This is a genomic window from Labilibaculum antarcticum (genome assembly GCF_002356295.1).
In the GTDB taxonomy this organism is placed as follows: domain Bacteria; phylum Bacteroidota; class Bacteroidia; order Bacteroidales; family Marinifilaceae; genus Labilibaculum; species Labilibaculum antarcticum.
Genome location: NZ_AP018042.1, coordinates 1911159 through 1936750 on the forward strand (window position 1 = coordinate 1911159; position 25592 = coordinate 1936750).

The 25592-nt window shown below is 35.3% G+C and carries 21 protein-coding genes; 10 read left to right on the plus strand and 11 right to left on the minus strand.

What is annotated here, in order from left to right; all coding sequences use genetic code 11:
- Positions 1–38: 38 nt before the first annotated feature.
- From ALGA_RS07435 to ALGA_RS07460, 7 genes are all read right to left on the minus strand, one after another.
- Positions 39–1391 (minus strand): endo-1,4-beta-xylanase, encoded by a 1353-nt coding sequence (locus ALGA_RS07435; RefSeq protein WP_096428726.1) that lies wholly within the window; start codon positions 1389–1391, stop codon positions 39–41.
- A gap of 181 nt (positions 1392–1572) precedes the next feature.
- Positions 1573–2727 carry an IPT/TIG domain-containing protein gene (locus ALGA_RS07440; protein ID WP_096428727.1) on the minus strand — a complete coding sequence of 385 codons (1155 nt, stop codon included), beginning with the start codon at positions 2725–2727 and terminating at the stop codon, positions 1573–1575.
- A 12-nt stretch (positions 2728–2739) separates the two neighbouring features.
- The gene (locus ALGA_RS07445) at positions 2740–4266 is read right to left on the minus strand and encodes a RagB/SusD family nutrient uptake outer membrane protein (RefSeq protein ID WP_162845399.1); all 1527 of its coding nucleotides are present in this window, start codon (positions 4264–4266) and stop codon (positions 2740–2742) included.
- 31 nt (positions 4267–4297) lie between these two features.
- Positions 4298–7417, minus strand: coding sequence for a SusC/RagA family TonB-linked outer membrane protein (locus ALGA_RS07450; protein ID WP_096428729.1), 3120 nt, complete (start codon positions 7415–7417; stop codon positions 4298–4300).
- Positions 7418–8065: 648 nt separating this feature from the next.
- The gene (locus ALGA_RS22930) at positions 8066–8218 is read right to left on the minus strand and encodes a hypothetical protein (RefSeq protein WP_153244841.1); all 153 of its coding nucleotides are present in this window, start codon (positions 8216–8218) and stop codon (positions 8066–8068) included.
- Between the two features lie 164 nt (positions 8219–8382).
- A complete protein-coding gene (locus ALGA_RS07455) occupies positions 8383–8907 on the minus strand; it encodes a hypothetical protein (protein ID WP_145957583.1) in 525 nt (174 codons plus the stop codon).
- 46 nt (positions 8908–8953) lie between these two features.
- Complete coding sequence (locus ALGA_RS07460) at positions 8954–10300, minus strand: deoxyguanosinetriphosphate triphosphohydrolase (RefSeq protein WP_096433492.1); 1347 nt, start codon at positions 10298–10300, stop codon at positions 8954–8956.
- 417 nt (positions 10301–10717) lie between these two features.
- Here ALGA_RS07460 and ALGA_RS07465 point away from each other — a divergent pair, with 417 nt between their 5' ends.
- The 9 genes from ALGA_RS07465 (at position 10718) to ALGA_RS07505 (ending at position 20413) form a co-directional block, all read left to right on the plus strand.
- Entirely contained in the window at positions 10718–11434 is a 717-nt protein-coding gene (locus tag ALGA_RS07465) for an ABC transporter ATP-binding protein (RefSeq protein WP_096428731.1), read from the plus strand.
- 33 nt (positions 11435–11467) lie between these two features.
- Entirely contained in the window at positions 11468–12721 is a 1254-nt protein-coding gene (locus ALGA_RS07470) for an ABC transporter permease (RefSeq protein ID WP_096428732.1), read from the plus strand.
- 28 nt (positions 12722–12749) lie between these two features.
- Positions 12750–14000: an ABC transporter permease gene (locus tag ALGA_RS07475; protein WP_096428733.1), complete on the plus strand. Its 1251-nt coding sequence runs from the start codon at positions 12750–12752 to the stop codon at positions 13998–14000.
- 35 nt (positions 14001–14035) lie between these two features.
- Positions 14036–15160 carry an efflux RND transporter periplasmic adaptor subunit gene (locus ALGA_RS07480; protein ID WP_096428734.1) on the plus strand — a complete coding sequence of 375 codons (1125 nt, stop codon included), beginning with the start codon at positions 14036–14038 and terminating at the stop codon, positions 15158–15160.
- Between the two features lie 117 nt (positions 15161–15277).
- Positions 15278–16639, plus strand: coding sequence for a TolC family protein (locus ALGA_RS07485; protein WP_096428735.1), 1362 nt, complete (start codon positions 15278–15280; stop codon positions 16637–16639).
- A 212-nt stretch (positions 16640–16851) separates the two neighbouring features.
- Positions 16852–17565 (plus strand): tRNA (adenosine(37)-N6)-threonylcarbamoyltransferase complex dimerization subunit type 1 TsaB, encoded by a 714-nt coding sequence (gene tsaB / locus ALGA_RS07490; RefSeq protein ID WP_096428736.1) that lies wholly within the window; start codon positions 16852–16854, stop codon positions 17563–17565.
- 18 nt (positions 17566–17583) lie between these two features.
- On the plus strand, positions 17584–18351 hold the full coding sequence (locus ALGA_RS07495; RefSeq protein ID WP_096428737.1) for a DUF3108 domain-containing protein: 768 nt from the start codon (positions 17584–17586) through the stop codon (positions 18349–18351).
- A 143-nt stretch (positions 18352–18494) separates the two neighbouring features.
- Positions 18495–19064, plus strand: a complete 570-nt coding sequence (gene efp, locus ALGA_RS07500; protein ID WP_096428738.1) for an elongation factor P — start codon at positions 18495–18497, stop codon at positions 19062–19064.
- Positions 19065–19183: 119 nt separating this feature from the next.
- Positions 19184–20413, plus strand: coding sequence for a PP2C family protein-serine/threonine phosphatase (locus ALGA_RS07505; protein ID WP_096428739.1), 1230 nt, complete (start codon positions 19184–19186; stop codon positions 20411–20413).
- A gap of 47 nt (positions 20414–20460) precedes the next feature.
- Here the strand turns inward: ALGA_RS07505 and ALGA_RS07510 are convergent, their stop codons facing one another.
- The 4 genes from ALGA_RS07510 to ALGA_RS07525 form a co-directional block, all read right to left on the minus strand.
- The gene (locus ALGA_RS07510; RefSeq protein ID WP_096428740.1) at positions 20461–20913 is read right to left on the minus strand and encodes a DUF4625 domain-containing protein; all 453 of its coding nucleotides are present in this window, start codon (positions 20911–20913) and stop codon (positions 20461–20463) included.
- 61 nt (positions 20914–20974) lie between these two features.
- On the minus strand, positions 20975–22267 hold the full coding sequence (gene tyrS, locus ALGA_RS07515; RefSeq protein ID WP_096428741.1) for a tyrosine--tRNA ligase: 1293 nt from the start codon (positions 22265–22267) through the stop codon (positions 20975–20977).
- A 101-nt stretch (positions 22268–22368) separates the two neighbouring features.
- A complete protein-coding gene (locus ALGA_RS07520; RefSeq protein WP_096428742.1) occupies positions 22369–23400 on the minus strand; it encodes a DUF3667 domain-containing protein in 1032 nt (343 codons plus the stop codon).
- Positions 23400–23942, minus strand: a complete 543-nt coding sequence (locus tag ALGA_RS07525; RefSeq protein ID WP_096428743.1) for a CvpA family protein — start codon at positions 23940–23942, stop codon at positions 23400–23402. Before ALGA_RS07525 ends, ALGA_RS07520 begins: the two co-directional genes overlap by 1 nt.
- Positions 23943–24078: 136 nt before the next feature.
- Here ALGA_RS07525 and ALGA_RS07530 point away from each other — a divergent pair, with 136 nt between their 5' ends.
- The gene (locus ALGA_RS07530) at positions 24079–25590 is read left to right on the plus strand and encodes a GH3 auxin-responsive promoter family protein (RefSeq protein WP_096428744.1); all 1512 of its coding nucleotides are present in this window, start codon (positions 24079–24081) and stop codon (positions 25588–25590) included.
- Positions 25591–25592 lie beyond the last annotated feature (2 nt).

A 25592-nucleotide genomic window follows, 5' to 3' on the forward strand; every position in this document is an offset into this window, starting at 1 on the left:
TCATAGTAATCGGTAATTAAAATTCAGTACTCTACTTTTTACTGCAAGCCTTCTAAAAATCCGTAGTAAGCATCCTTTTTATTGTAATTTCCATCAAAAAGCAATGGCCAATCAACATGTCCATAAAAATCCAACAACCAGGTTTCTGAATCTTTCAATCCCCAAACGGTTAAAGCATACTTATTTCCGTTCGGAATTCCGTTGAATACCTGTACAACCTCTTTCACTTTTGCTTTCTGCGACAACGATCGTTCTGGTGATAAACTTGTTAAATCCTTATTCGGATTTGCTCTTACATCCAATTCAGAGAAATGTACCAATAGATCTCTTTCAACAATTCGGTCGGTAGCTTTCTGAATATCTGCTTTGGCAGGATAATCGTGAGAAATGTGCATTTGAAATCCTACTCCATCAATTGGAATTCCCCGTGCAATAAAATCATCAACCATAGTAAAAACAGCATCCTGTTTTGTTTGGTCGGTTATCATGTTATAATCGTTATAAAAAATCAATACATCAGCGTCGGCAGCACGAACAAACTGGTAACATTTAGCAATGTAATCGTCGCCCATTTTTTGGCGGTAAATTGTGTTCCTTAAATTTCCTGAACCATCTTCCAGCCCTTCATTCACCACATCCCACGAAGTAACTTTTCCTTTATATCGGGTAACCACTGTCGTGATATAATCTTCAATCATGTCTTCGAACTCCTGATCTGTTCCTGCAAAATTCTTCACCCAATCAGGAGTTGAATTGTGCCAAATCAGAGAATGACCATGAACATTAATTCCATTATCCTCACCATATTTAACAATCGCATCGGCAGGTCCAAAATCATAAGTACCAGCAGATGGATGCATCACATTCATCTTCATTTCCCATTCGGCTGTAATACTGCTAAATTCTCTTCGGTAAATTTCATCGTACTGTCCATTCAATTTTCCCGATTGAACTGAGACTCCAACTAAGAATGTATCAGCCGCCTTTTTCAAGCTTAGATTGGGATCCGGAACAAATGTTGTCGTAACCTCTACTGTATTCGAGTAGCTGGAAACAACAGTTCCATTCACAGCTCTAAGTCTGTAATAATAAACCTTCTTGCTTTCCAAATTTGTAATTTCTTCGTTCAAAGCAATCAATGATTTCTCATTGTATCCTGTTAGAGATGAAGCAAAACCTGAATCCTCAGACACATCTAACAGATAACTATCTGCACGATATACCCTCGACCAACTGGCTTTAAAACTTGAAGAAGTAACATTTGCCGCCTGATTGGCAATTGGAGCACCCAATTCAATTTCCGGTTCAGATCCTCCACCGCTGGAACAGCTAGTGGCAAAAATCAAAACTCCAAGTAAAATTGACAAGTATCTAAGTCTGGAATTGTTCATACTGTTTTCGTATTATTTTTTTGGTTTTAATAGCTGATTCTTCTTAAGATCCTTGCTTTCCCACTTTGGCAAAAGTCTCCTTAAAACCAAACCAGGCTGTTTTCATTTTCATGATCTTTAAAAAATTAATAAAAAGAAAATCAGGCTTGCAACCCATGACGCAAGCCTGAAAAACTAATCTCTAATAGTATCCGTGAAAACGAATATTATCAAACTGTACAGTTGAAGGATTGGCTCCCCATTCTGCTATAGTAACTTTAACTTGATTAATTTGTGTTGGATCTACATCACCACTACTCTGGTTATCCGGATCGTAACTTGCACCGAATGCTGAAACCGGAGTTTCTACTGTTTGCCATCCATCCTCTGTAAATGTGTGACGGAATGCCCAGTTGCCACCATCGCGGTCAACAAGTAGAAATTCAGCTACTGTTCCAATCGCACCATTACAGTTAACATCGATTAGAAATCTAACTGTTTCAGGATTGGACTCTACCACCATTGTTTCAGCAGCATCCGACTGACAACCATTGTATCCATTAGAAGTATCGCCTAACCACTTAAATTCAGCGAATGTTCCTGTTGGACCTCCAGTGATATAATCTAAAGAACCTGCATCACCGTAGGCAACCCAATTGTTACTTGGACGCAATCCGCCTCCATCAAAATCGGCAACCAAATACACATTGTATCCTATGTCTACATCAAGAAAAGCAGAAACTTCACCCGCAGCAGTCACGATAGTCACGTCAGCTCCCAGAACTGTTCCATCAGGCACTACCATCGAAATCTCAGTTGAAGAAACCATTGTAAATTCTACCTGACTTCCTGCGAATGATACAGAAACTACATTCTGAAACCACTCTCCTGAAATACTTACCGTTTCGTTAGCTTTAGGTCGCTCTGGTGAGAAAACACCAATTGTTGGTTCCGGTTGAATAATTGTAAAATCATGAGTAATTACAGCACCATCCTTGTTGGTAATAGTAACTAGCTGTGTTCCAAACTCAGAACCTTTCGTTTCGTCAAAAGGAACCTTGAACATGATCGCTAAATTTGAATTCAATACTGGATTGAATACTACATCAACAATGCTTTCTTCGGGCGCACTAAGCGCCTTAAATGTAACCGTTTTCACATTTTGAAGATCGTTTCCTTCAGCAATGATCAAATCGTTTGGCAAACCCGAATTTATATTTAAATCGGTATCCTCCGAAACCATCACATCAACAACAGGACTTAAGCTTGAGTCATCATCACAAGAATAACTCAAGACACTTACCATTAGCACGACTACCGCGCTAATGATATTGTTCATTTTATATTTAAATTTCATAATTGGAGACTTTTAGTTGTTAAAATCAAAAGGAACTGGTTCTTCTAACAATAGTGGGTTCAAATCTGCTTCGGAACCTGGAATTGGCAATAAGAAATCACCTGCAGAAGGAGTCACTTTTCGAGTAATGATGTCATTGTAATCTCCATCATTATAATCTCCTCTTTCCTGATTTGAAAGGATAGCCAAAGCTTTTGTTCTATCCATACGAGCTAAATCGTACCAATACTTACCTTCAACAGCTAATTCCATTCTTCTTTCCTGAAGAATATCATCGAATGTCAAAGAAGCTTTATTTGCTAAACCTGCTCTTTTTCTCACTGCATTGAATGATTCTAATGCTTTTGAATCGGTAGTTGAAGCACTGCTTCCCAAAATCGCTTCAGCATGAATTAACAATACTTCTGCATATCGCATGATATTAGTGTTCAAGTTTGTTGACATGAAACCAACATCTGCCCACTCATCTTTAGATCCAACAACATATTTTCTCCAACCGGCAATAGTACTTGTCATTCCAGCAGAAGGAACTGTATATCCACCTTCAGAAGTTACCAAATCAGGATAGAAATCGCCTGGTTCCATAATGGTTTCGTGTCTTCTTAAGTCACCAGCTTCGTATGCATTTTGAAAATCGATACTTGGCTGAAAAGTTCCCCAACCGTCACCGGCATTGGTTAATTTTGGCGAAGCGGCTAAATAGGCTTGACTTACATTTTGAGTTCCCCAACCTTGGTTAGCAACCCACTGTAAAGCGAAAATAGACTCACGGCTGTTATTGTTACGAGGATGAAAAACATCACCATAATTATCCAACAAACCATGAATTCCAGAATTAATTACCAATTCGGCTTTTGCTTTTGCATTGGTATAATCTTTTAAAGTCAAATACACCTTAGCCATCATAGCATTACATGCCGACTGAATCACTCTACCAGCATCGCTATCTGCTCTTTGTACAGGAACTCTGCTTACTGCATTGTTGTAATCGTTCAAGATAAAAGTATAGATATCCTCAACAGTGTTTCTGTACACATCTGCTTCGGCGTTATACTGACTCATATCGTGAATAATAGGCACAGCACCCCAAGTTCTTACCAAGTAGAAATAGGCTGTTGCTCTCATAAAATAAGCTTCACCACGAACGGCTTCAATTACCTCTTCATCAACATCAGCCGAAACTTTAGTATCCAAATTGTGAAGTAATGTGTTAGCTGTTCCAATTACATTGTAAAGAGCATCCCATCCTTCGGTTGCAAATTGATTTCCCTGATTTACAGAGAACAAAGTAAACTGAGCAATGTCAGAATAGGTTCCTGTTGAATTTCCGCTGTAATTATCTCCAACGCAAATCAAGAATTTCTCGTTAAAGTAAAACCAAGGATATCCGTATAGGGGTGATCCCGCACTCATTACCTGCTCATTGGTATTGTAGTAATTATCAACTACCAATGAATCTTCAGGTGCATTGTCCAGAAAGCTTTCTGAACATGACGCCGAAAGAAAAAGGAGAAATATTATAATTATTTTATTTTTCATGATTGTAATTTTTTGACGTAAACAAGTAGATTTAGAATTCAACATTAACACCCATCATAAATGTACGTGGAACAGGATAACGACCATTATCAACTCCCATTAACAGTGAGTTTTGGTTGTAAGCACCAATTTCAGGATCGTAACCCGAGTAGTTAGTGAATGTGTATAGGTTCTGAACAGTAGCGTAAATTCTTAACTTGTTGATATAAGAGAATCTTGCCAATTGTTTCTTGTTAAAAGAATAAGCTAGTGTTACGTTCTGAATTTTCAAGAATGAACCATCCTCAACAAAACGATCAGAAACTCTACTGTTGTTATTAGGATCGCCAAATGCGAAACGAGGAATGTTGGTATCTTCATTTACTCCTGCAACAAAGCGATTAGCTACCGTTTGAGCCTGATTACCGGTAACCTCTTTCATTCCTTCGGTTAACTTACGAGTCCAGTTGTAAATATCATTTCCTTCAGATCCTTGTAATGTGAAGGAGAAATCGAAGTTTTTGTATGACATTTCATTCGAGATACTGTACGTAAAATCTGGGTGAGGATTACCGATAAAAGTACGATCGGCATCATCAATTTTACCATCTTCGTTGATATCTTTAAATTTGATATCTCCAACCCAAACACCATTTACTTCGCCTATATCGCCTTGTGACGGACTTGAATTTACGTCAGCCTCATCTTTAAAAATTCCATCAACCTGATATCCGTAAAACTGGCCAACAGCTTCTCCTTCTGCTGTTTTAGTCAATGTGTTATTGAATTCAAAAGTTTGAAATATTGCTCCTTCGTCACTGTTCATGCTAATCAACTCATTTTTATAAGTAGAGAAAACAAATGTTGATGACCAGGTAAAGTTAGGTTTAGTTATGTTTCTGGTTGTTAAAGAAATATCTATTCCTTTATTTTCCATTTCACCCAAATTCACCATTGGAGGTGTTAGTCCCATATAAGAAGCTGAATTCATTGCTCCTAAATAACTTGGAAGTGGCTGAGGAAACAAGAAATCTTTCGAAGTCTTTTTGTAAACATCAAGATCCAATTTGATTTTGTTATTCAAGAATCCAAGTTCTATACCAATATTGGTTGATCTTGTTGACTCCCATTTCACATCAGGATTTGCAATGTTAGCTTGTGAGAAACCAGTACCGTAAACAGTAGTGATACTTCTTAGACTTGCGCCATAAGCATATCCTCCAATGTCCTGATTTCCTACTTCACCGTAACCTACACGTAACTTTGCATAGTTCAACACATCAGAAGCATTATCCATAAAAGACTCCTTACTAAGGACCCAAGCTCCGGAAAATGATGGGAAATATCCCCATTTATTATTTGATCCAAAATTTGATGACGCATCAGCACGAAGTGTTGCTGTCATTAAGTATTTTCCGTTGAAACCATAGTTAAAACGACCAAAATAAGATTCGATACTATGAGTTCCCATTGAGTTCCCATTGGTTGCTGTTAAGGCATCACCCGCATTTAATGCTGTGATATCATTGGTTAGAAATCCTGTTCTTGCACCACTTAAATTCTCCCAAGTTGACTTTTGAGACTCATGACCAACCATTGCATTGATTGAATGATCACCAAAAGATTTTAGGTAGTTTAAATAGTTCTTCAACACCCAAAAGAAACTATCACTGCTGGATTTTGAAGAAGTACTGATTTCATTGGTTTCTCTACCAATTTCGTAAGTAGGATTGAATACACTTGTCTTATTTAAATTGAAGTCGTAACCGATTTCACTTCTTAATGTTAAGCCTTCGGCTAAAGTTAAATCAAGAAAAAAGTTTCCATTAATTTTATAACGCTCTAATTCACTATTTCTGATCGCCGACCAAGCTACCGGATTTCTACCATTTCCAACACCAATTCCATCGGTTGGTCCACCCCAGCTTCCGTCAGAATAAGTAACCGGAATATTTGGAGATTGTCTTAATGCAGAACTAATTACACCAGCTTCATCATCATTCAAAGTAATGTGTTCTTTAGAATTACTCATCGAAACATTGTTTCCAACTTTAATCCAATCGTTCACCTGATGATCTAAATTCAAGCGAGTTGAAAACCTGCGAAAATCTGAATTGATTACAATACCTTGCTGATCAAAATAACTTAATGAAGTATAAAATTTAGTTTTCTCACTTCCTCCTGAAACAGAAACCTGATGGTTTTGAATTGGAGCCGCACGAAAAATTTCTTTTTGCCAATCAGTTCCTTCTCCCAACAACTCAGGATTTTGAAATTCATAAGGAACATCTTTACCTTGTGTTGTTAATACATCCGCATAGTATTCAGCGTATTCTTTTAAATTCATTACGTCAACATATTTTCCAACTTGCTGAACACCGTAATAACCTTCATATGATATTTTTGATTTTCCTTTCTTACCACTCTTGGTTGTAATCAAAACAACTCCATTAGCACCACGAGATCCGTAAATTGCCGAAGCCGAAGCATCTTTCAATACTTCAATCGATTCAATATCTGAAGGGTTAATACTAGACAAAGCACTTACTTTTGTCTGTCCACTACCCCCTCCTAAAGAAGAGAATGAATAAGAAGTATTATTTGAATTACCTTGTAAAGGCACCCCATCAATAACATACAATGGTTCATTGTTTCCGGTTAATGAAGTAATACCACGCACACGCAAAGAAACACCTCCACCTGGAGCACCGGAGTTTTGGGTAACTGTTACTCCAGAAACACGACCTTGAAGAGCCTGATCGATACCAGCAAATGGCTGGTCCTCCATTGTTTCTCCTTTAATGGAAACAACCGAACCAGTAACGTCACTCTTCTTCATTACACCATAACCAACTGCTACAACTTCATTCAATCCAATTGAAGATTCGCTAAGATCAATATTAATTAAAGATTGTCCTTTAACCTCTTGGCTTACGGTTTCGAAACCAATGAACGAATAAAGTAAAACACCATTTCCTGATACGTTAATGGAATAATTACCATCCATATCGGTAGTTGTACCATTTGTAGTCCCTTTCTCAATAACTGTAACACCTGGTAGAGGCTCCCGGGATTCTTTGACTACTACTTTACCCGATACTACCATCTGCTGTGAATAAGCAGTAATGCTCAGAACAAGCATTAAGAGTAATAAATTAAGTTTTCTTTTCATCTTTTAGTAATTAGATTAGAATAGGATTATTGAAATCATTTCAACATCAACTAGTGAAAGCAGAAGAAATACCTTTTACTTAGATTTGTTTTAATGATCTGGCCAGAACAATAATTTCAAACCTTTGCGTAGCAAGCGATTTTTCTTCTTCTACAAGTTTAACTCCAGCACCTTAGTCCGACGTTTAAAATCTTCCAAAGAAGGTTCGAAATCCTCCAACACCTTAATAATCCTAATGTTGCAGGCTACTATTTGTTTCAAAAAGAATGCACTATGAAATAAAAAAACACCCCATTTGTAAAAATCCTGCTTACCTGATTTGAATAAAACAAGAGTTTCATCCTCCCTTTAAAGACGATAAGCAAGATAAAAGGTTCCCTGTAGATAAAGAAAAAAGGAGGTCTTAAAATATAATTTCTGAAAATACTAAAATCACAAAGTTGTTATACTCAAGAAGTATTGATCGACTGTGGAATGAAAATTAAGACCGATTTGAAAATTCTCTAGATAGAATTTATTGGGCAAAAAAAAATTCGGTTGCAACCGAAATTATAAAAAAAAAGGAAAAGCTAAAGCACGCATAATAAAACCAAAAGAAATTAATATTCGATTGGTCGCAATTTAAAATAAGTCAATGCGGAACAATGCTTATTTTATCACCATAAAATTCTTTTTATCCGATAATCTACCCCAGTCCTTGGAATTCATCGACTGAATCATTTTTGTAGTTAAATCAACCACCACAAAATCCTCATCTCTCGAAAAGGAGAACATCGCTTTAATCATTTTTAAAATCTTCATGCCCTTATTGTTTTATTGTTTTTATAACAACATAAATTTAAGAGGATTAATGGATAAAATCAAGGGGTTTGGGTACGATTTAATAATTACGTAATATGGGTTTTTAAAAGCGTATTTTCAGTTTACATTCACGTAATGTTAATGAATAATTGAGGTGATTATTACTAATCTGTGAACTCTACAGCATTAAAAAACAAGTTCCTTTTATCATTTAAAAATTGTTTCATCCTCGATGGACCACCAATAGCAATCTGATAAATGAATTTCCCCCGAAAGAAGAATCGTTTGTAGTAGGTATACTCGTGCTCTCCAACCAACACGGTGTAAACAATTTCCTTCCCTAACATTTTCTGATAAGCAACCGAGGTTTCTGAAATTAAAACAGCATTCCCTGTTAGAAGACTCCCCTCCTTCATTTCCTGATAATATTCGGTCGGATCGGAATAAGTAAAATCCAAACCAACACCCGAAAAATCTGAAGCAACAACACCATACACAGTTGCCGCATCTTTATAACTAAAAACCTCAATTTTTATTCCATTCAACTCCTTATTCTGAACAATTGGATTTTCAGGACATTCGAAGCTAATCTTCGATTTTACAGATCCGGATTTCACCCAATCGCTTTGCGCGAATGCAACTGGTGAAACAAAAATAAGCAAGACTAATAAAGTAAATATTTTTCTCATTTTATACATTTAAAGTCAATTTTAGAATACCCTTTTACAAAAAAAATTAATTGATTCCAGGTAATTCTATCCCCTTTATGGTTCGATACAAATCCAAAGCAAAAACATCGGTCATTCCAGAAACAAAATCTAGTATCGACATGATTTTCTCATATTCAGATTCTCCATTTACTCGATACTGCTCAGGAATTAGGAAAAGCAGATTCTTAGAATAAAAATTTTCAGGTTCCAAAACCGCAGTAACGAACTCATCCAAAAGAGTGCCCAATATTTTATACCCAGCTAATTCTATTTCAACAACCGATCGATGACGATAGATTCGCGAAACAGCAACTTTCGTACATCTTTTATAAGCCGATAAAGAAATTTCATCGATCTCTTTAATTAAGCTTGATTGAAATTTCCCCTCCATAATCAAGTCATAATTATCAACAAATACATTTACACATTCCGAAATTAGTTTTCCAATAACTCCTGCTCGCATGTATGCGATTTGCTCATTAATGTCAGTAACCTCCAGGCAAGTTTCTTCAATTCGGTTCAGAATATCTTTATCCTTATGGGGATGATAAAAACTCCGAAGTAATTCCATCGTTTCATCGGTACTTAGTATTTTTAGTTTGTGAGCATCCTCAATATCCATAATCTGATAACAAATATCATCTGCGGCCTCAACTAAATAAACCAATGGGAAACGTGCAAATATTCCCGATGACAATTCAGGAATTCCCAGCTCCTCAGCAATTTTAATATAGTCGGCCTTTTCTGCCTGGAAGAAGCCATACTTTCGTTTCTTAACAATCTCTATTTTATTGCTTTCCCAAGGATATTTCACAACAGAAGCAATGCTCGAATAGGTTAAGGCAAAGCCACCTTTTCTTCTGCCGTTAAATGCATGAGTTAACAATCGCAAAGCATTCGCATTTCCTTCAAAATTGGTCAAATCACACCACTCATCCGAAGTAAATCTGTCTTGCAATTCTTTTCCTTTCCCATCAGAGAAAAAATGAGATAACGCCTTCTCTCCCGAATGACCAAATGGAGGATTACCCAAATCGTGAGCCAAACAGGCTCCTGCAACAATGCTCCCAATTTCTTTAATTAAAAGAGTATCATCAACTAAATTTAATTGAATAAGCCTATCCGCAAGTGCATTCCCTAAAGACCGCCCAACACTGGAAACCTCAAGACTATGCGTTAATCTATTGTGCACAAAAATACTCCCGGGCAAAGGAAATACTTGTGTTTTATTTTGCAAGCGTCGAAAAGGAGATGAAAATATCAATCGATCGTAATCGCGTTGAAATTGAGATCTAATATCTTTCTGCTGAACAGAAGAAAATTGGTCTTCCTGACCAAAGCGTTTTGCTGAGAGTAAACTATTCCACTTCATTTTTTCCATTTAAAGAATCTAAAATTACATTAAATTTTCACTTTGCTCTAATCCCTTAGTATTTATTCACATTTATTAAGATTATAGACCCGTAATCATCCATTCAGTACATGAATAACCGTACATTATCGTACACTTAATGTAATATAAGTGGACACAATCAAGCATTCCGCACAAATCATTAAAATCGCAACGCTTTAATTATCAGAGTGATTAACTCTATGGCATACCAATTGATTAAATAGCACTAATTTGAGGTGAATATTATCTTTATTTATTTTATCGTTTACAATACGACATTATCAGTAATAATTGCTGGTTTGTCGATTAATAAACACGTTTATCTAATTTTGTTTGCAGTAACATAATTTAATATTAATATTGTATAGAGATTTATTTTTAACACGACTGACTATTATGATTCGATTACAAAACATTCACAAATCGTATATTACCGGTACTAATAAACTACATGTTTTAAAGGGGATTGATTTGCATATAAAGGAAGGCGAATTAGTTTCTATCATGGGTTCATCCGGGTCTGGAAAATCTACGCTTCTTAATATACTTGGTCTTTTAGATAATCATGATGAAGGAGTGTATATTTTAAATCAGCAGGAAATAAAATCAATGAGTGAAACCAAAGCTGCTAAGCTTCGAAATAATCTCCTCGGATTTGTGTTTCAATCTTTTAACCTGATCTCTTTTAAAAATGCAATGGAAAATGTTGCCCTCCCATTGTATTACCAAAAAGTTGCAAGAAAAAAGAGAAATAAAATAGCCTTGGAGTATCTGGATAAAATGGGACTGAAAGATTGGGCGGAACACATGCCAAATGAACTTTCTGGTGGTCAAAAGCAAAGAGTTGCCATTGCCCGTTCGATGATCACCCAACCAAAGATTATTTTAGCCGATGAACCTACCGGTGCCTTAGATTCAAAAACATCAATTGAAGTGATGGATCTTTTAAAAGAAATTAATCAATCGGGAATCACCGTTATTATTGTTACACACGAAAATGACATTGCCCATATGACCGATCGGATTATTAATCTAAAAGATGGTAGAATTGAATCAATTATTGAGAATAAAAAAATCAATAGTATGGAGTCTATAAAAGTTCCTCAGCAATAATACAACCTAAACCTAAACGCCTAGAATAAAGCTATGTTCGACAGAGATAAATGGCAAGAAATATTTAGTACCATTAGTAAAAATAAAACCAGAACTGTTCTGACCGGATTTTCGGTGGCAACAGGTATTTTCATGTTGATTTTTCTTTTGGGTGCCGGAAGAGGTCTTAGAAATGGAATGACTGATATTTTTGCTCAAGATGCGACCAACAGTATGCAAATTTATGGTGGAAGAACAACTAAAGCATACAAAGGTACTCCTGAAGGGAAAAGAATTCAGATGGTGAATGACGACTATCTGAACATAAAAAAATCTATCGAAAAACTAGATGTTATTTCGGCCATGTCTTACATTCCGGGTGCCGAAACCATATCCTATAAAAGCAATTTCGGAAACTTTAATGTTTCTCCTGTTCACGATACCTATAAAGAAATTAAAAACTTTGATATTCTGAAAGGTCGTTTTTTAAACCAGAAAGACATTAAAGAAAATAGAAAAGTTGTTGCAATTCAAGATGTTGTTAAGGAAGTACTTTTCCCAAAGGAAACAGCAATCAGCAAATTGATCACAATTAACGGCATTAAATTTAAAGTCGTTGGTGTTTTTCATCAGCCTAGCTTTGATGATAATTCAAGAGAAATTTACATTCCTATAACGGTTGCTCAAAAGGTTTTCAATAACAACGATCATCTTCAAAGAATCTCCTTCACTTTAAACGATATTTCCGTAGAAGAAAGCAAAAATGTGGTACAACAAGTCACCTACCAAATGGCTGCCAAACACGGATTTAGCAAAGAGGACAAAAGTGCTTTATGGATTCGAAATAACATTGAAGGCTCTCAATCCTTTGCGTCCATTTTTACAGCTATAGAAATGTTTGTATGGATTATTGGAACTTTCACCATTGTACTCGGAGCAATCGGAGTATTCAACATTATGATGATTGTTGTGAAAGAAAGAACCAAAGAAATTGGAGTAAGAAAAGCAATTGGGGCATCCCCAAAATCAGTAGTTGGGCTAATATTAATGGAGGCAATATTTATAACAGCGGCCTCTGGCTATATCGGATTAATTGCTGGTGTTGGACTGCTTGAAATGATCACCAAATTTGATCTTATTTACAAAATATATCCTCCTGCAGCAATCTATTTCATAAATCCACAAGTAGATTTGGGGGTCGCAGTTGGAGCAACCATTGTATTGGTTATAACCGGTGCTTTGGCAGGATTTTTCCCGGCCAGAAAAGCGGCTAGAATTAGACCAATAGAAGCATTAAGAGACGAATAATTAACCAGACTAATAAAACGATCAGCAAATGTTCGATTTGGATAAATGGCAGGAGATTACCGCCGCACTTAAAAAAAATAAACTAAGAACCATACTTACCAGTTTGGGAGTAATGTTCGGGATTTTAATTCTCGTAACACTACTAGGAATTGGTAGAGGTTTTCAAAATAATATTCAATCTTCTTTAGGAAATTTCGCAACCAATTCAACTGTTTTTTGGGTGCAACGAACAACAAAAGCCTATAAAGGATTGCCCCGAAATCGATTTTATCAGTTTACAAATACAGATATAGTCGCAATTAAAAGAGATGTTCCTGAATTAAAAAATATTGCACCACAAATTGAAGGATGGAGTGGCAATGCTACAAATAATACGTTTAGAACAGACAAAAAAGGAAACTTTAGAATCAGAGGAACCTCTCCAGAGATGAATATGGTAAATCCTGTTGATGTTACAGCGGGTCGCTTTATCAATGAAAATGATTTGAAAGAATACCGAAAGGTAATCACCATTGGTCCAAGAGTTCAAGAATTAATGTTCGAAAAAGATGAAGAACCAATTGGTCAATATCTAAAAGTAAACGGCATCTATTTAAAAATTGTTGGAACGGTTAAACCATTAAGCCAAAGTATGGGTAATCAAGATGATTTTATTCAAATGCCATTTACAACACTTCAACGCCTGTACAACAGAGGAGATAAATTTTACTCTTTTATAGCAACAGCTAAAGTTGGTGAGTCGGTTGATGAGCTTCAAAATAGTATTTTTTCAATATTAGCTCGGCGACACAGCATTGATCCTGATGACAGGCAAGCCATTGGTAATTTTAATATTGCCAAGATGTTCAACAAAATATTCGGCCTTTTTGACAGCATTGGATTCCTGTTTTGGGTAATTGGCTTTGGTGTTTTACTAACAGGCATAATTGGAGTTAGCAATATTATGCACGTGGTAGTAAAAGAACGTACCCGAGAACTTGGGATTAAACGCGCCCTTGGTGCACGTCCCGTTGAAGTTGTTGGTCAAATCATAAATGAAGCGGTTTTCCTAACCTCTTTTGCGGGATTCTGGGGACTGGTTTTGGGTGTTCTTATCGTTGAAGGTATTGGTAAAATGACCGAAGGGGTTTCAGACATTCCGATATTAAACCCTTATGTTGATATTAATGTTGCATTTATAGCACTTGGTGTTTTAGCTTTCTTTGGCGTATTAGCCGGTTTATTACCAGCACTAAAAGCCATCAGAATTAAACCCGTTGATGCATTGAGATACGAATAAAAAAAATAGTTCATAATCCGAAAATAATACTAGTCATGAAAAAAGTTTTTAGAATTGTATTGGTTGTGTTTTTTATCCTTCTTTTTGTAGGAACCATTGTATTCCTATACCAAAAGTCGCAAGATAAGCCTGTGATTTACAACACAAAATCACCTGAGATAACAGATATTATTAAAAAGACCGTTGCAACCGGATCTGTTGTTCCAAGAAAAGAAATCGCAATTAAACCTCAGGGAGTTTCCGGAATTATTGAAACCTTGTATGTAGAGGCTGGGGACATGATTAAAAAAGGTGATCCTATTGCGAAAATAAAGATCATTCCTGATATGATTAATTTAAATAGTGCTGAGTCCAGAGTTAAAGTGGCCCAAATTAATTACGAGGACAAAGAGATTAATTATCAGCGTGACAAAGCTTTGTTTGATAAAAAAGTTATTTCAGAATCTGATTTCCAAAAAACTCAATTGTCTTTCCGGAATTCTAAAGAAGAATTACAATCAGCTAAAGATAATCTTCAATTAATTAAGAAAGGTGTAACCCAAAGTTCCACCAAAGAAACAAATACAATCATTCGTTCAACAATTGAAGGAATGATACTGGATATTCCTGTAAAAGAAGGTAATTCGGTTATTCAGAGTAATACTTTTAATGATGGTACCACGGTTGCTATTGTTGCTGATATGGGCGAAATGATTTTTCAAGGTAAAGTTGACGAGACTGAAGTTGGAAAAATTGTTCAGGGAATGAACCTTAAATTAACCATTGGAGCTATTGAAGATATGAAATTTGATGCTCATTTGGAATATATTTCACCAAAAGGTGTGGAAGAGAATGGTGCCATTCAATTCGAAATCAAAGCCTCGGTTAAGCTTCGTAAAGATTTCTTTATCCGTTCGGGATACAGCGCAAATGCCGAAATTGTTTTGGATAAAAGAGAAAAAGTATTGACTGTGAACGAAAGTCTTTTGGAGTTTAAAAATGATTCAACTTTTGTTGAAGTAGAAACTTCTGAACAAATATTCGAAAAGAGATTTATTAAAACGGGTCTTTCGGATGGTATCAACATTGAAGTTTTAGACGGTATCACCAAAGACGATAAGCTTAAAGGAGCCAAAAAGAAAAAAATTGACAAAATAAAAGAAGAGAAAAAAGAAGAGTAAAATAAAGTTTCTTTTGATTGGCTTTACATTACAAAAGCAATTTGGCCATCTTCAAGCTTTCATTATTAGTTTAATGACGAAAAACTAGTTCTATCGGATCAAAAAATAAATAGACACATGAAAAAGATATTATTACTTGTCCTTGTTTTTGCCTTTTCCTTTTCCGGCATTTATGCGCAGGAATTATGGAATTTGGAAAAATGCATTACTCATGCAAAGGAACACAACATCAATCTTAAGTTGCAAAAACTGGATGCTGATGTTCAGGCAAACAATACCAAACAATCCAAACTTGATTTGTTACCAATTTTAAATGGTAGCACAAGCTACAACTTTAACTATGGACGGTCATTAAGAGCTGACAATACTTATGAGAACGCAAACAGTCAAACCGGTTCTCTTGGAATTTCATCGAATGTTACTCTATTTAGTGGCTTTCAAAAGTGGAATTCAGTAAAGCAAAACGAATTGGATCTTAAAGCCAATTTACAAGATGTTGAAAAGGCAAAAGAAGATTTAGCCCTGAATATCACATCCTACTTTTTGGATATCTTATTCAAAAAAGAGCTTCTTCAGGTTGCACATGAGCAACTAAAGGTTACTGAGCTTCAAATTAACAGAACAGAAGTATTGGTAGAAGCAGGAACCTTACCTAAAGGCACTTTAATGGAACAGAAAGCACAGGCTGCACGGGAAGACCTTGCGGTTGTGAATGCACAAAATGGGCTTGATATTGCTTTACTTGACCTTGCACAGCTATTAGATTTAAAAGACACTCAAGCGTTTGATATTGCAACTCCTGAACTTCCGGTTTTAAATGCAACCAGATCGATGGCTGACCCCGAATCTGTTTTCGTTAATGCTTTAACTTTCCGACCTGAGATGAAAGCCGCACAATACCGTTTGGAAAGTTCTGAGAAAGGTTTGATTATTGCAAAAGGTCAACGTACTCCAACTTTATCTATGTATGGATCATGGAATTCAGGCTATCGAAGAAACCAACCTGAATATGGCATTGCTTTAGACGGAAGTCCACTGATTATCCGAAAAGAAATGAAGCTTAACGATCAACTTAAATTATTTGAATCAAAAAGCTTTGGTTTCAACTTGAGTATTCCCATTTTTAATGGTGGTATTGTAAATCGAAACATTAGCAATGCAAAGATAAACATCGATCGTTCCAAATTGTATATGGAGAACTCTAAAAACACTCTTCGAAAAGATATTCAACAGGCACATGCTAATGCAAAGGCTGCTATGAAAAAGTTTTTCTCTAGTGAAACAGCAGTTTCTTCAACCGAAGAAGCCTTCCGTTATACCGAAGAAAAATTCAACTTAGGCTTGGTTAATTCTGTAGATTACAATCAGGAAAAAAACAATCTTTTTAAATCAAAATCAGATTTACTGCAAGCGAAATACGAATACATATTCCGAACCAAAATTCTAGATTTCTATAATGGTATCGAAATAAATTTATAGTCAAGTTTCAAATTCGAGAAAGCTCTCAACCAATTAATGGTTGGGGGCTTTTTTTACACCGTACGTGTTCCCTATTAGTTAATTGTCTTAGAAATAGGATGGTATTATTCAATTTTAATTAATTTGAAGCCTGCAATTGCATATATTTCAATTGTTATCGTTCACAATTCCTATTTTATCCTTTATTTTGCATTGATTTAAAAATATATCAAATGGCATTACTCTTACATATCGAGACATCAACAGCAGTTTGTTCTGTTGCATTAGGAAAAGATGGTGATTTATTGGCTCTTAAGGAGACCAAAGAAGGAATGAAACACGCAAGTCACCTCACCGTTTTTATTGGAAACATTTTAAAGGAAAATAATTTTACACCAGCCGATTTAGACGGAGTTGCTATTAGCATGGGACCCGGCTCTTATACAGGCTTACGAATTGGCGTTTCAACAGCCAAAGGAATTTGTTACGGTGCAAACCTGCCTCTTATCGCAATTAACACCTTGCAGGCAATGACAAAACCATTGCTTGACAATACTGATGTGCTTGCTCAAATAAACAATCCCGAAAAGGCTTATTACTGTCCTATGATTGATGCGCGAAGAATGGAAGTTTACACTGCATTTTTCAATAACAAAAATGAATTAATTAGAGATATTTCTGCTGATATCATTGATGAAAATTCCTATTCGAATGAACTTTCTGAACGGGAAATTGTTTTCTTCGGAGATGGTTCATCCAAATGTAAAGAAGTGATCAAAAGTAAAAATGGCATCTTTATTGATAGTATAACAACATCAGCGATAGGAATGATAAAGCTGGCTGAAATAAAATTTCAAAATAAGGAATTTGAAGATGTAGCCTATTTTGAGCCTTTTTATTTGAAAGATTTTGTAGCTACTACTTCTAAAAAGAATATCTTTAAATAAGAACTAACAATAATAAATATGTATAAATTCTCTCTTAGTATTCTTCTGATTTTTGTAAGCCACACAATTTCGTTGGCCGATTTTCCTATTAAGGATAGCGAAAAAGGAGAAAATTTAAGATATATTATACATTATGGAATTATTCGAGGCGGAAAGGCGAGCTTAAAAGTAAGAATTGAAAACATAGATGGTCAAGATCTGTATCATGCTACTCTAACGGGTAAAACTGTAGGACTATTTAATACGCTTTATAAGGTCAAAGACACATACGAGAGCTTTATTTCTCCTGAAACCTTGCTTCCTGTAAAAGCCATTCGGGATATCCGGGAAGGCAATTACAAAAGATATACCGAGATCGTATTTGATAGGGAAAAGAACGAGGTAAACTCTACACGTTCTGGAATTCATAAAGTCCCGGAAGGAATACATGATATATTATCAGCTTTTTACTTTGCCAGAGCCAATCATTTCAATTCAAATTTAAAAGTTGGTCAAGTTGTAAAAATTCAAACTCACTTTTCAGATGAATTATTTCTTCTTCAGTTTCGATTTATGGGATACGAAACAATTAACAGTAAAATTGGAGACATAAAATGCTACAAGTTTATTCCGATTGTGGCAACAGGCAGAGCATTTAAAGACGAAGATGACATGACGATTTGGGTATCAGCCGATGCAAACCGAATTCCTGTTCGTGTACAATTCGATCTTTTCATTGGCTCTTTGCGTTGCGACTTGACAAACTTTTCGGATTTCTCGTATGATTCAATCATCGATAACGACTAATTTACTTCTGCTTTTGCGGTATCTATTTCAAACAAAGCCTCGTAATATTTCAGTATATTAATTGTTTAGCCTATTTTTGCAAATCTCAATAGGGAAAACTTTTTCTTTCGTTAAAAATGATTTTTAAAAATTAATATTATATCATGGCATCTACCACAGATTTTAAAAATGGAATGTGTATTCAGTACAAAGGAGATTTATATACCATTACACAATTCCAACATGTAAAACCAGGTAAAGGTCCTGCCTTCGTTAGAACAAAACTGAAAAATGTTAAAACAGGTAAGGTTATTGATAATACGTTTAACTCTGGTGTGAAAATTGACATCGCTCGTATTGAAAGACGCCCTCATCAATTTCTTTACAAAGATGACATGGGGTACAATTTAATGCATACAGAAACATATGAGCAAATTGCTTTAGCTGAAGAATTGTTTAATTCACCTGATCTTTTAAAAGAAGGTGATACTGTTGAAGCTGTTTTTCATGCAGATACGGAAACACCATTGTATGTTGATCTTCCTGCTCATGTAGTAATGGAAGTTACTTATACAGAACCAGGCTTGCGCGGAGATAGTTCATCGACTTCTTCTTTGAAACCTGCAACTGTTGAAACTGGTGCTACTATTATGGTTCCATTATTTATTAACACTGGCGATTTAATTAAAATTGACACACGTGACCGTTCTTATTCTGAACGCGTAAAAGCATAGTTTTTCATAAACTCATCATCAAAAAAGGATTCTTTATGGAATCCTTTTTTTTTTTTAGTTTTCTCATTGGCTGGTGATTTGATAATTCCTAAATTAGCATAGAACATAAATCCTATATCGTGATTAAGCAACAATCTGTAAATAGTAAATTTAAGCTCAACCTTATTCTCAAAATAACTCAAGCGATTAATGAGAACTTATCGATTGATGAACTTTTAGAGCAGTACAAGAATATTCTGTTTAATGAACTAAAGATTGGGAAAATTGCTGTTTATAAATTTAATAGGCGCTGGGAAAAATTACTCGTATCAGGAATAAGCAAAGAATGTATTGATAAAATCAAGATTGAGAAACATCTCAGTAACTTTTCTGAGATAACTTATATATCAAGGGAATTGCCAGAAGTGTTTTGGTCTTTTGATTTTATTATTCCGGTATTCCATAAGAATTCTGTACTTGCTTACATTCTAATTGGTGATATTGATGAAGAAATGGAGGGAATGAGTCCTGCAATTCGTCACCTTAGCTTCATTCAAACCATTTCTAACATTATTATTGTGGCAATGGAGAACAAACGCCTCTACAAAAAATTACTGATTCAAGAGGCTTTTAAGAAGGAAATGGAATTGGCTTCAAAAATTCAGAGCCTACTAATTCCAAATCAAAGTTCTCTGCCACAAAATCAATATGTTTCTACTTGCGGATATTATCAGCCACATTTTGAAATTGGTGGTGATTATTACGATTTCATCAACTTTAACGATCAGGAATTGGGCTTTTGCATTGGTGACGTTTCGGGAAAAGGAATTCCTGCGGCTCTAATCATGTCTAATTTCCAGGCTACATTGAGAGCTCTTTTCCGTCCTGAAACTCCACTCGACGAACTCATGGTTCAATTGAATCAAAAAGTGTGTGACAATTCCAGCAGTGAAAAATTCCTAACCTTTTTTATTGGGATTTACAATTACACCACCAGAAAATTAAAATATGTGAATGCCAGCCATCACCCACCACTTCTTTACAATTTTGAAAAAGGGGAAACTACACTTTTAAAAATAGGATGTATTGGTTTGGGGATGCTTGATGAAATTCCAGCCATATCAGTTGGCGAAATCACCATAAATGAGCATTCAAAATTACTTTGTTATACCGATGGATTAATAGAATTGGAACGAAATGATCAAATGGAAGTCGGTGTTCAGTTCTTAACAAATATGTTTGCCACACAAAAAAGTATCGAGGATACCTTTACCGATTTGAAACATCATATTGATATTGGGAAAAAGAACAAAGCCGTAATTGATGACATATCGCTATTCGGCATAGAATTTAAATCTCCACAAATGTAAAAAGGATCGGCTAATGCCGATCCTTTTCAAATTTGAATAAGTTCTTATTATTCTATTTCAAACGATATATCTTTTGTAGTTGACTTACCTGCAGTATCTTTAACTGTAACAGATAATTTATAGGCTCCAGGCTTAGCAATATCAGTAACTGCAATATTAAAGCTTATTATTTTGGAAGCTCCAGAAATTGAAGGCAGAGCATTACCAGCTGCGTCAGTATCCGAAATACTGTTGAAACTAAACTCTTGAACTGTTTTTACTGATTTAGCACCGGTATATGATACTGTAACAGTATAAGATGCCAATGCCACATTATCTGCTGCTGTAAAGTTGACACTTAAATTTGCACCAGCAGCAACTTTTGTACTTGTTGTAGGACTAGTAATTGTAAGTGTAGGAGCAACCGTATCTTCCTTTTCTTCATCATCGCCACCACTACTACCACAACTCATTATTCCAACTGAGAACAGAACGATAAGAGCATACTTTAAGAATTTCATATAATTTAATTTAAATTCGTGATTTAGTTTTATGTACTAAAAATAGTTGATAGATAGCAAACTAGCAAGCAACTACAAGGAAATAATTCTTTTTACCTTTTTGAACCAGAAAATATTTATCTGCAATCAGATGTTCTTTTGTGATTATCATTTCAGAATTCTGCACTTTTTCTTTATTAATACTGATCGCATTTCCCTGAAAAAGTCTTCTTAATTCACCTTTCGATGGGAAAACATCCGTTTTTACTGCCAAAAGTTCCAAAACATCAATACCATTGTCAAATTCAGACTTACTAACAGAAAATTGAGGCACTCCTTCAAAAACAGATAAGAAGGTCTCCTCATCCAATTTTCTCAATACATCAGCAGTCGCTTTTCCAAATAAAATTTGAGATGCTTCAACAGCTGTATTGTAATCTTCTTCAGAGTGAATCATTATTGTTACCTCTTTAGCAAGTCGCTGTTGCAATTTTCTCATATGAGGAGCTTCCTGATGCTCTTCAATCAAAGCAAAGACCTCATCTTTAGGTAGCAAGGTGAATATCTTCAAATATTTAGCGGCATCCTCATCGGAAGTATTCAACCAAAACTGATAGAATTTATAAGGAGAAGTACGTTTAGGATCCAACCAAATATTGCCTGATTCTGTTTTCCCAAACTTTCCTCCGTCTGCTTTTGTAATTAACGGACAAGTGATTGCAAAGGCTGTTCCACTTTCTTTCCTTCTAATCAATTCCGTTCCTGTGGTAATGTTTCCCCACTGATCGGAACCACCCATTTGCAATTTGCAATTCTTAGTTCGGTACAACTCTAAAAAATCGGTTCCTTGTACCAATTGGTAGGTAAATTCAGTAAAAGACATTCCCGATTTAGAATCTGCACTTAATCTTTTCTTTACAGAATCCTTACTCATCATGTAATTTACGGTAAGATGCTTTCCAATATCACGAATAAAATCAAGAAAGGTAAAATCCTTCATCCAATCGTAATTGTTTACCATTTCGGCGGCATTTACAGCATCTGAATCAAAATCCATGAACTTTGAAAGTTGCGCACGCAGGCAATCCTGATTGTGACGAAGAGTTTTTTCATCCAACAAATTTCTTTCCTGCGATTTTCCCGAAGGATCTCCGATCATACCCGTTGCACCACCTACCAAAACAATCGGCTTGTGTCCTGCTACCTGAAAATGTTTTAACATCATCACACCAACAAGGTGTCCAATGTGCAGAGAATCTGCCGTTGGATCAATACCTACGTAAGCTGACGTTAATTCTTTTGCAAGTTGTTCTTCTATTCCAGGCATCATATCGTGAATCATGCCCCGCCACTGGAGTTCCTCAATAAAATTCATTTGTTCTGTATTTAATTTCCTAAATAGGAATCTAATTATCAATTTTCTATTTGAATGGCAAAGATAAGAATTTTACCATTTTATTACTGCTCTATTTTTTTCTATTCAAGAGCTAATGAAATCAAACTATATAAAATCCCTGAGATCAATAAAATATTATAAATAAACGAAAGCATGAAAAATTTCACAATCGTTTTTATCCAGGATTGCTGATAATAAAATTTCAAGGCCAAAAACAGTTGTAAGGGAATCAATAAATAGACATAAAAAGCCATGGGTTGTACAAACTCGATATTGGTCATTATCAACAACTCGCTAAGTATTACAATCACAAAAATAAAAGAATGGAGATTTAGTGATATCAGTAAATGTTCCAATAAATAATGTTTCCTGCGGATGTAAAAAAGAGCCAAAAACAAGGCAAATACAGGAAATACAATTAGCAGCGTTTGCGAAAGTTTCTTGAAAACATTATCCAGCATCATTGCTGGATTCAAACGCCACATATTAATCAGATTCTTCAGTTCTTTATTTATAATTTTGCCTCCACTCTTTACGTATATTGGTGAAGGTATTGTATCTACTTCAGAAACTGAATCAATATCTGTATTAAATATAGTAATCTTGTTTTCCTGATCTAAGTCTTTGGTCAGACTATCCATGCCCAAACTATCACCTTCAATTAAGTCCTTATCTAATATCTTATCAAAATAAGACAAGAATTGAACTTCCTTTCCTTTATCATTCTTAAATGTTAAGTTTTTTTCTGAATCGGTTTCCGGCTTATGGTTGTGTGAAAGCAATAAAAAAGCAAAAAAAGTAAGAAATAAATACAAACGAAAGGGCGGAGTATATCTGGCCCTTTTCCCCTTCATAAACTCTTTAGTTAGGTATCCTGGCCGGATAAATAAAGGCAAAAGAGTATGCAGAAATTTACTATCAATAGATAAAGCATCTCCCAACGAATCGGAAAGAACACTAAAAAAAGGACGGTGAAAATCTTTAACTGATTGACCACAATTTGAGCAGTAACTTCCACTTACAGGATGTTGGCAATTAGCACAAAAGCCTTCGAAATGAACAACTTTCCGCTTGGGAAGTCGTTGGATGTATTTCTTAATGGTTTCCTTCATTACACTTCAAGCGGAAGTTCTTTTTTCACTTTTTCTCTAATCTTATCTTTGGTTTCACTAAAATCTGAATTAAATAAATCAAACATAGTCTCAGAAACAGTTGTCATTGGTTTGTACAGGTAGCTATCCTCCTTTTTTTCATCTGAAATGAATTTGAATTTTTTATCTACGTAATCAACAAAATAAACAACAATACCAATGATTAGAATCCCCTTAATCAGGCCAAATACCAGGCCTAAAATTCGATTAAACATTCCTAAAGCAATTGCTTCAATAAAAGAATTAAGTAGCTTGCCAATAATATTCACAATAATTACGATGACAACAAAAGTGACTCCAAATGAGATGTAGCCCATGTATTCAGAATTGTAGTTAAAACGATCCCTTATGAATTGAGCCGTAAAATCGGAAAAATGGATCGCTCCATAAATACCTAAAATTAAAGCGATCAGAGTGGCTACTTCAAAGATAAAACCATTCTTAAACCCCTTAACCATTGCCCAAAGCAACGGAATACCTATTAATATATCAATTATACTCATTTGTGATGCGTTTCTATGTTTAACAATGATCACCAAATATAACGAAAAACCAACATAACTGAAGTATAATAAATGGATAAGAAAGAAAACCTAACCTAAAATTTATTTATATTTAAATAAGTTAAACTTTTAAAATATGGCTTTAATAAATTCTCTTGTTAGCTGGTTGAATATGAAAAGACTCTCTCAGATCGATTTTTTTAAAAATCATCCGATTGAAACTCAGAAAGAAACCCTCACGCAATTACTTGAACAGGCTACGAATACTGAATGGGGAAAAAAGTATGATTTTAAAAGTATTCACACTCTTTCTGAATTCAAAGAAAGACTTCCGGTGCAGACCTATGAAGATATTGAACCTTATATCAATCGACTTAGGAACGGTGAACAAAATATTTTCTGGCCATCTGAAATAAAATGGTTCGCTAAATCATCGGGCACAACCAATTCGAAAAGTAAATTTATTCCTGTAAGCAAAGAAGCTCTAGAGGATTGTCACTTTAGAGGCGGTAAAGATATTTTAGCCATTTACACTTCGCGTTTCCCCGAAACGGGAATCTTTAAAGGAAAAGGATTAACGCTTGGAGGAAGTCATCAGATTAATAACATCAACAATGACTCTTACTACGGTGATTTGTCAGCAATTCTCATTCAAAATCTTCCTTTTTGGGCTGATTTTATAAGAACACCCGATACCTCTATTGTGCTAATGGATGAGTGGGAAGAAAAACTGAACAGAATGACAGAAGCCACATTAAACGAGAATGTGACCAGCTTATCTGGTGTTCCCTCCTGGTTTCTGGTTCTGTTAAAACATATTTTAAGCGTTTCGGGAAAAAATAACATCCACGAAATTTGGCCCAATCTGGAACTATTTGTTCATGGAGGTGTTAGCTTCAATCCCTATCGCGAACAGTTTAAGGAAATACTTCCTTCAACTAACATGAACTATCTGGAGACCTACAATGCTTCTGAAGGATTTTTTGGAATTCAGGATGATCCTTTTGATGATTCGATGCTTTTAATGCTGGATTATGGTATTTATTATGAATTTATTCCAGTTGAAAATTTAGATGATGATCATCCAAAAGCCATTAGCTTGGAAGATGTTAACCTTCACACAAACTACGCAATAATTATTACAACTAACGGTGGCTTATGGCGTTACCAAATTGGTGATACCATTCAGTTTACATCAAAAGAACCCTTTAAATTTAAAATATCGGGCAGAACAAAACTATTTATTAATGCCTTTGGAGAAGAATTAATTATTGATAATGCCGAAAAAGCAATGCAAATAGCCTGCGAAAAAACTAATTCTATCATTAAAGAGTATACTGCAGCTCCGATATTTATGGCTTCAAATCAGAAAGGGACTCACCAATGGCTGATCGAATTCGAAAAAATGCCTGATAATATGGATGAGTTCAATTTTGTTCTTGACAATGCCTTGATGAGTGTAAACTCTGATTATGAGGCGAAAAGATACAAGAACATTACACTTGAAAAACCACATATTACCATTGCAAAACCAGGTTTATTTTACCAATGGCTGAAAGAAAAAGGGAAATTAGGCGGACAAAACAAAGTGCCTCGCCTATCAAATAATCGCAATCTAATTGAGGAATTACTTCAAAAAAACAACTAATC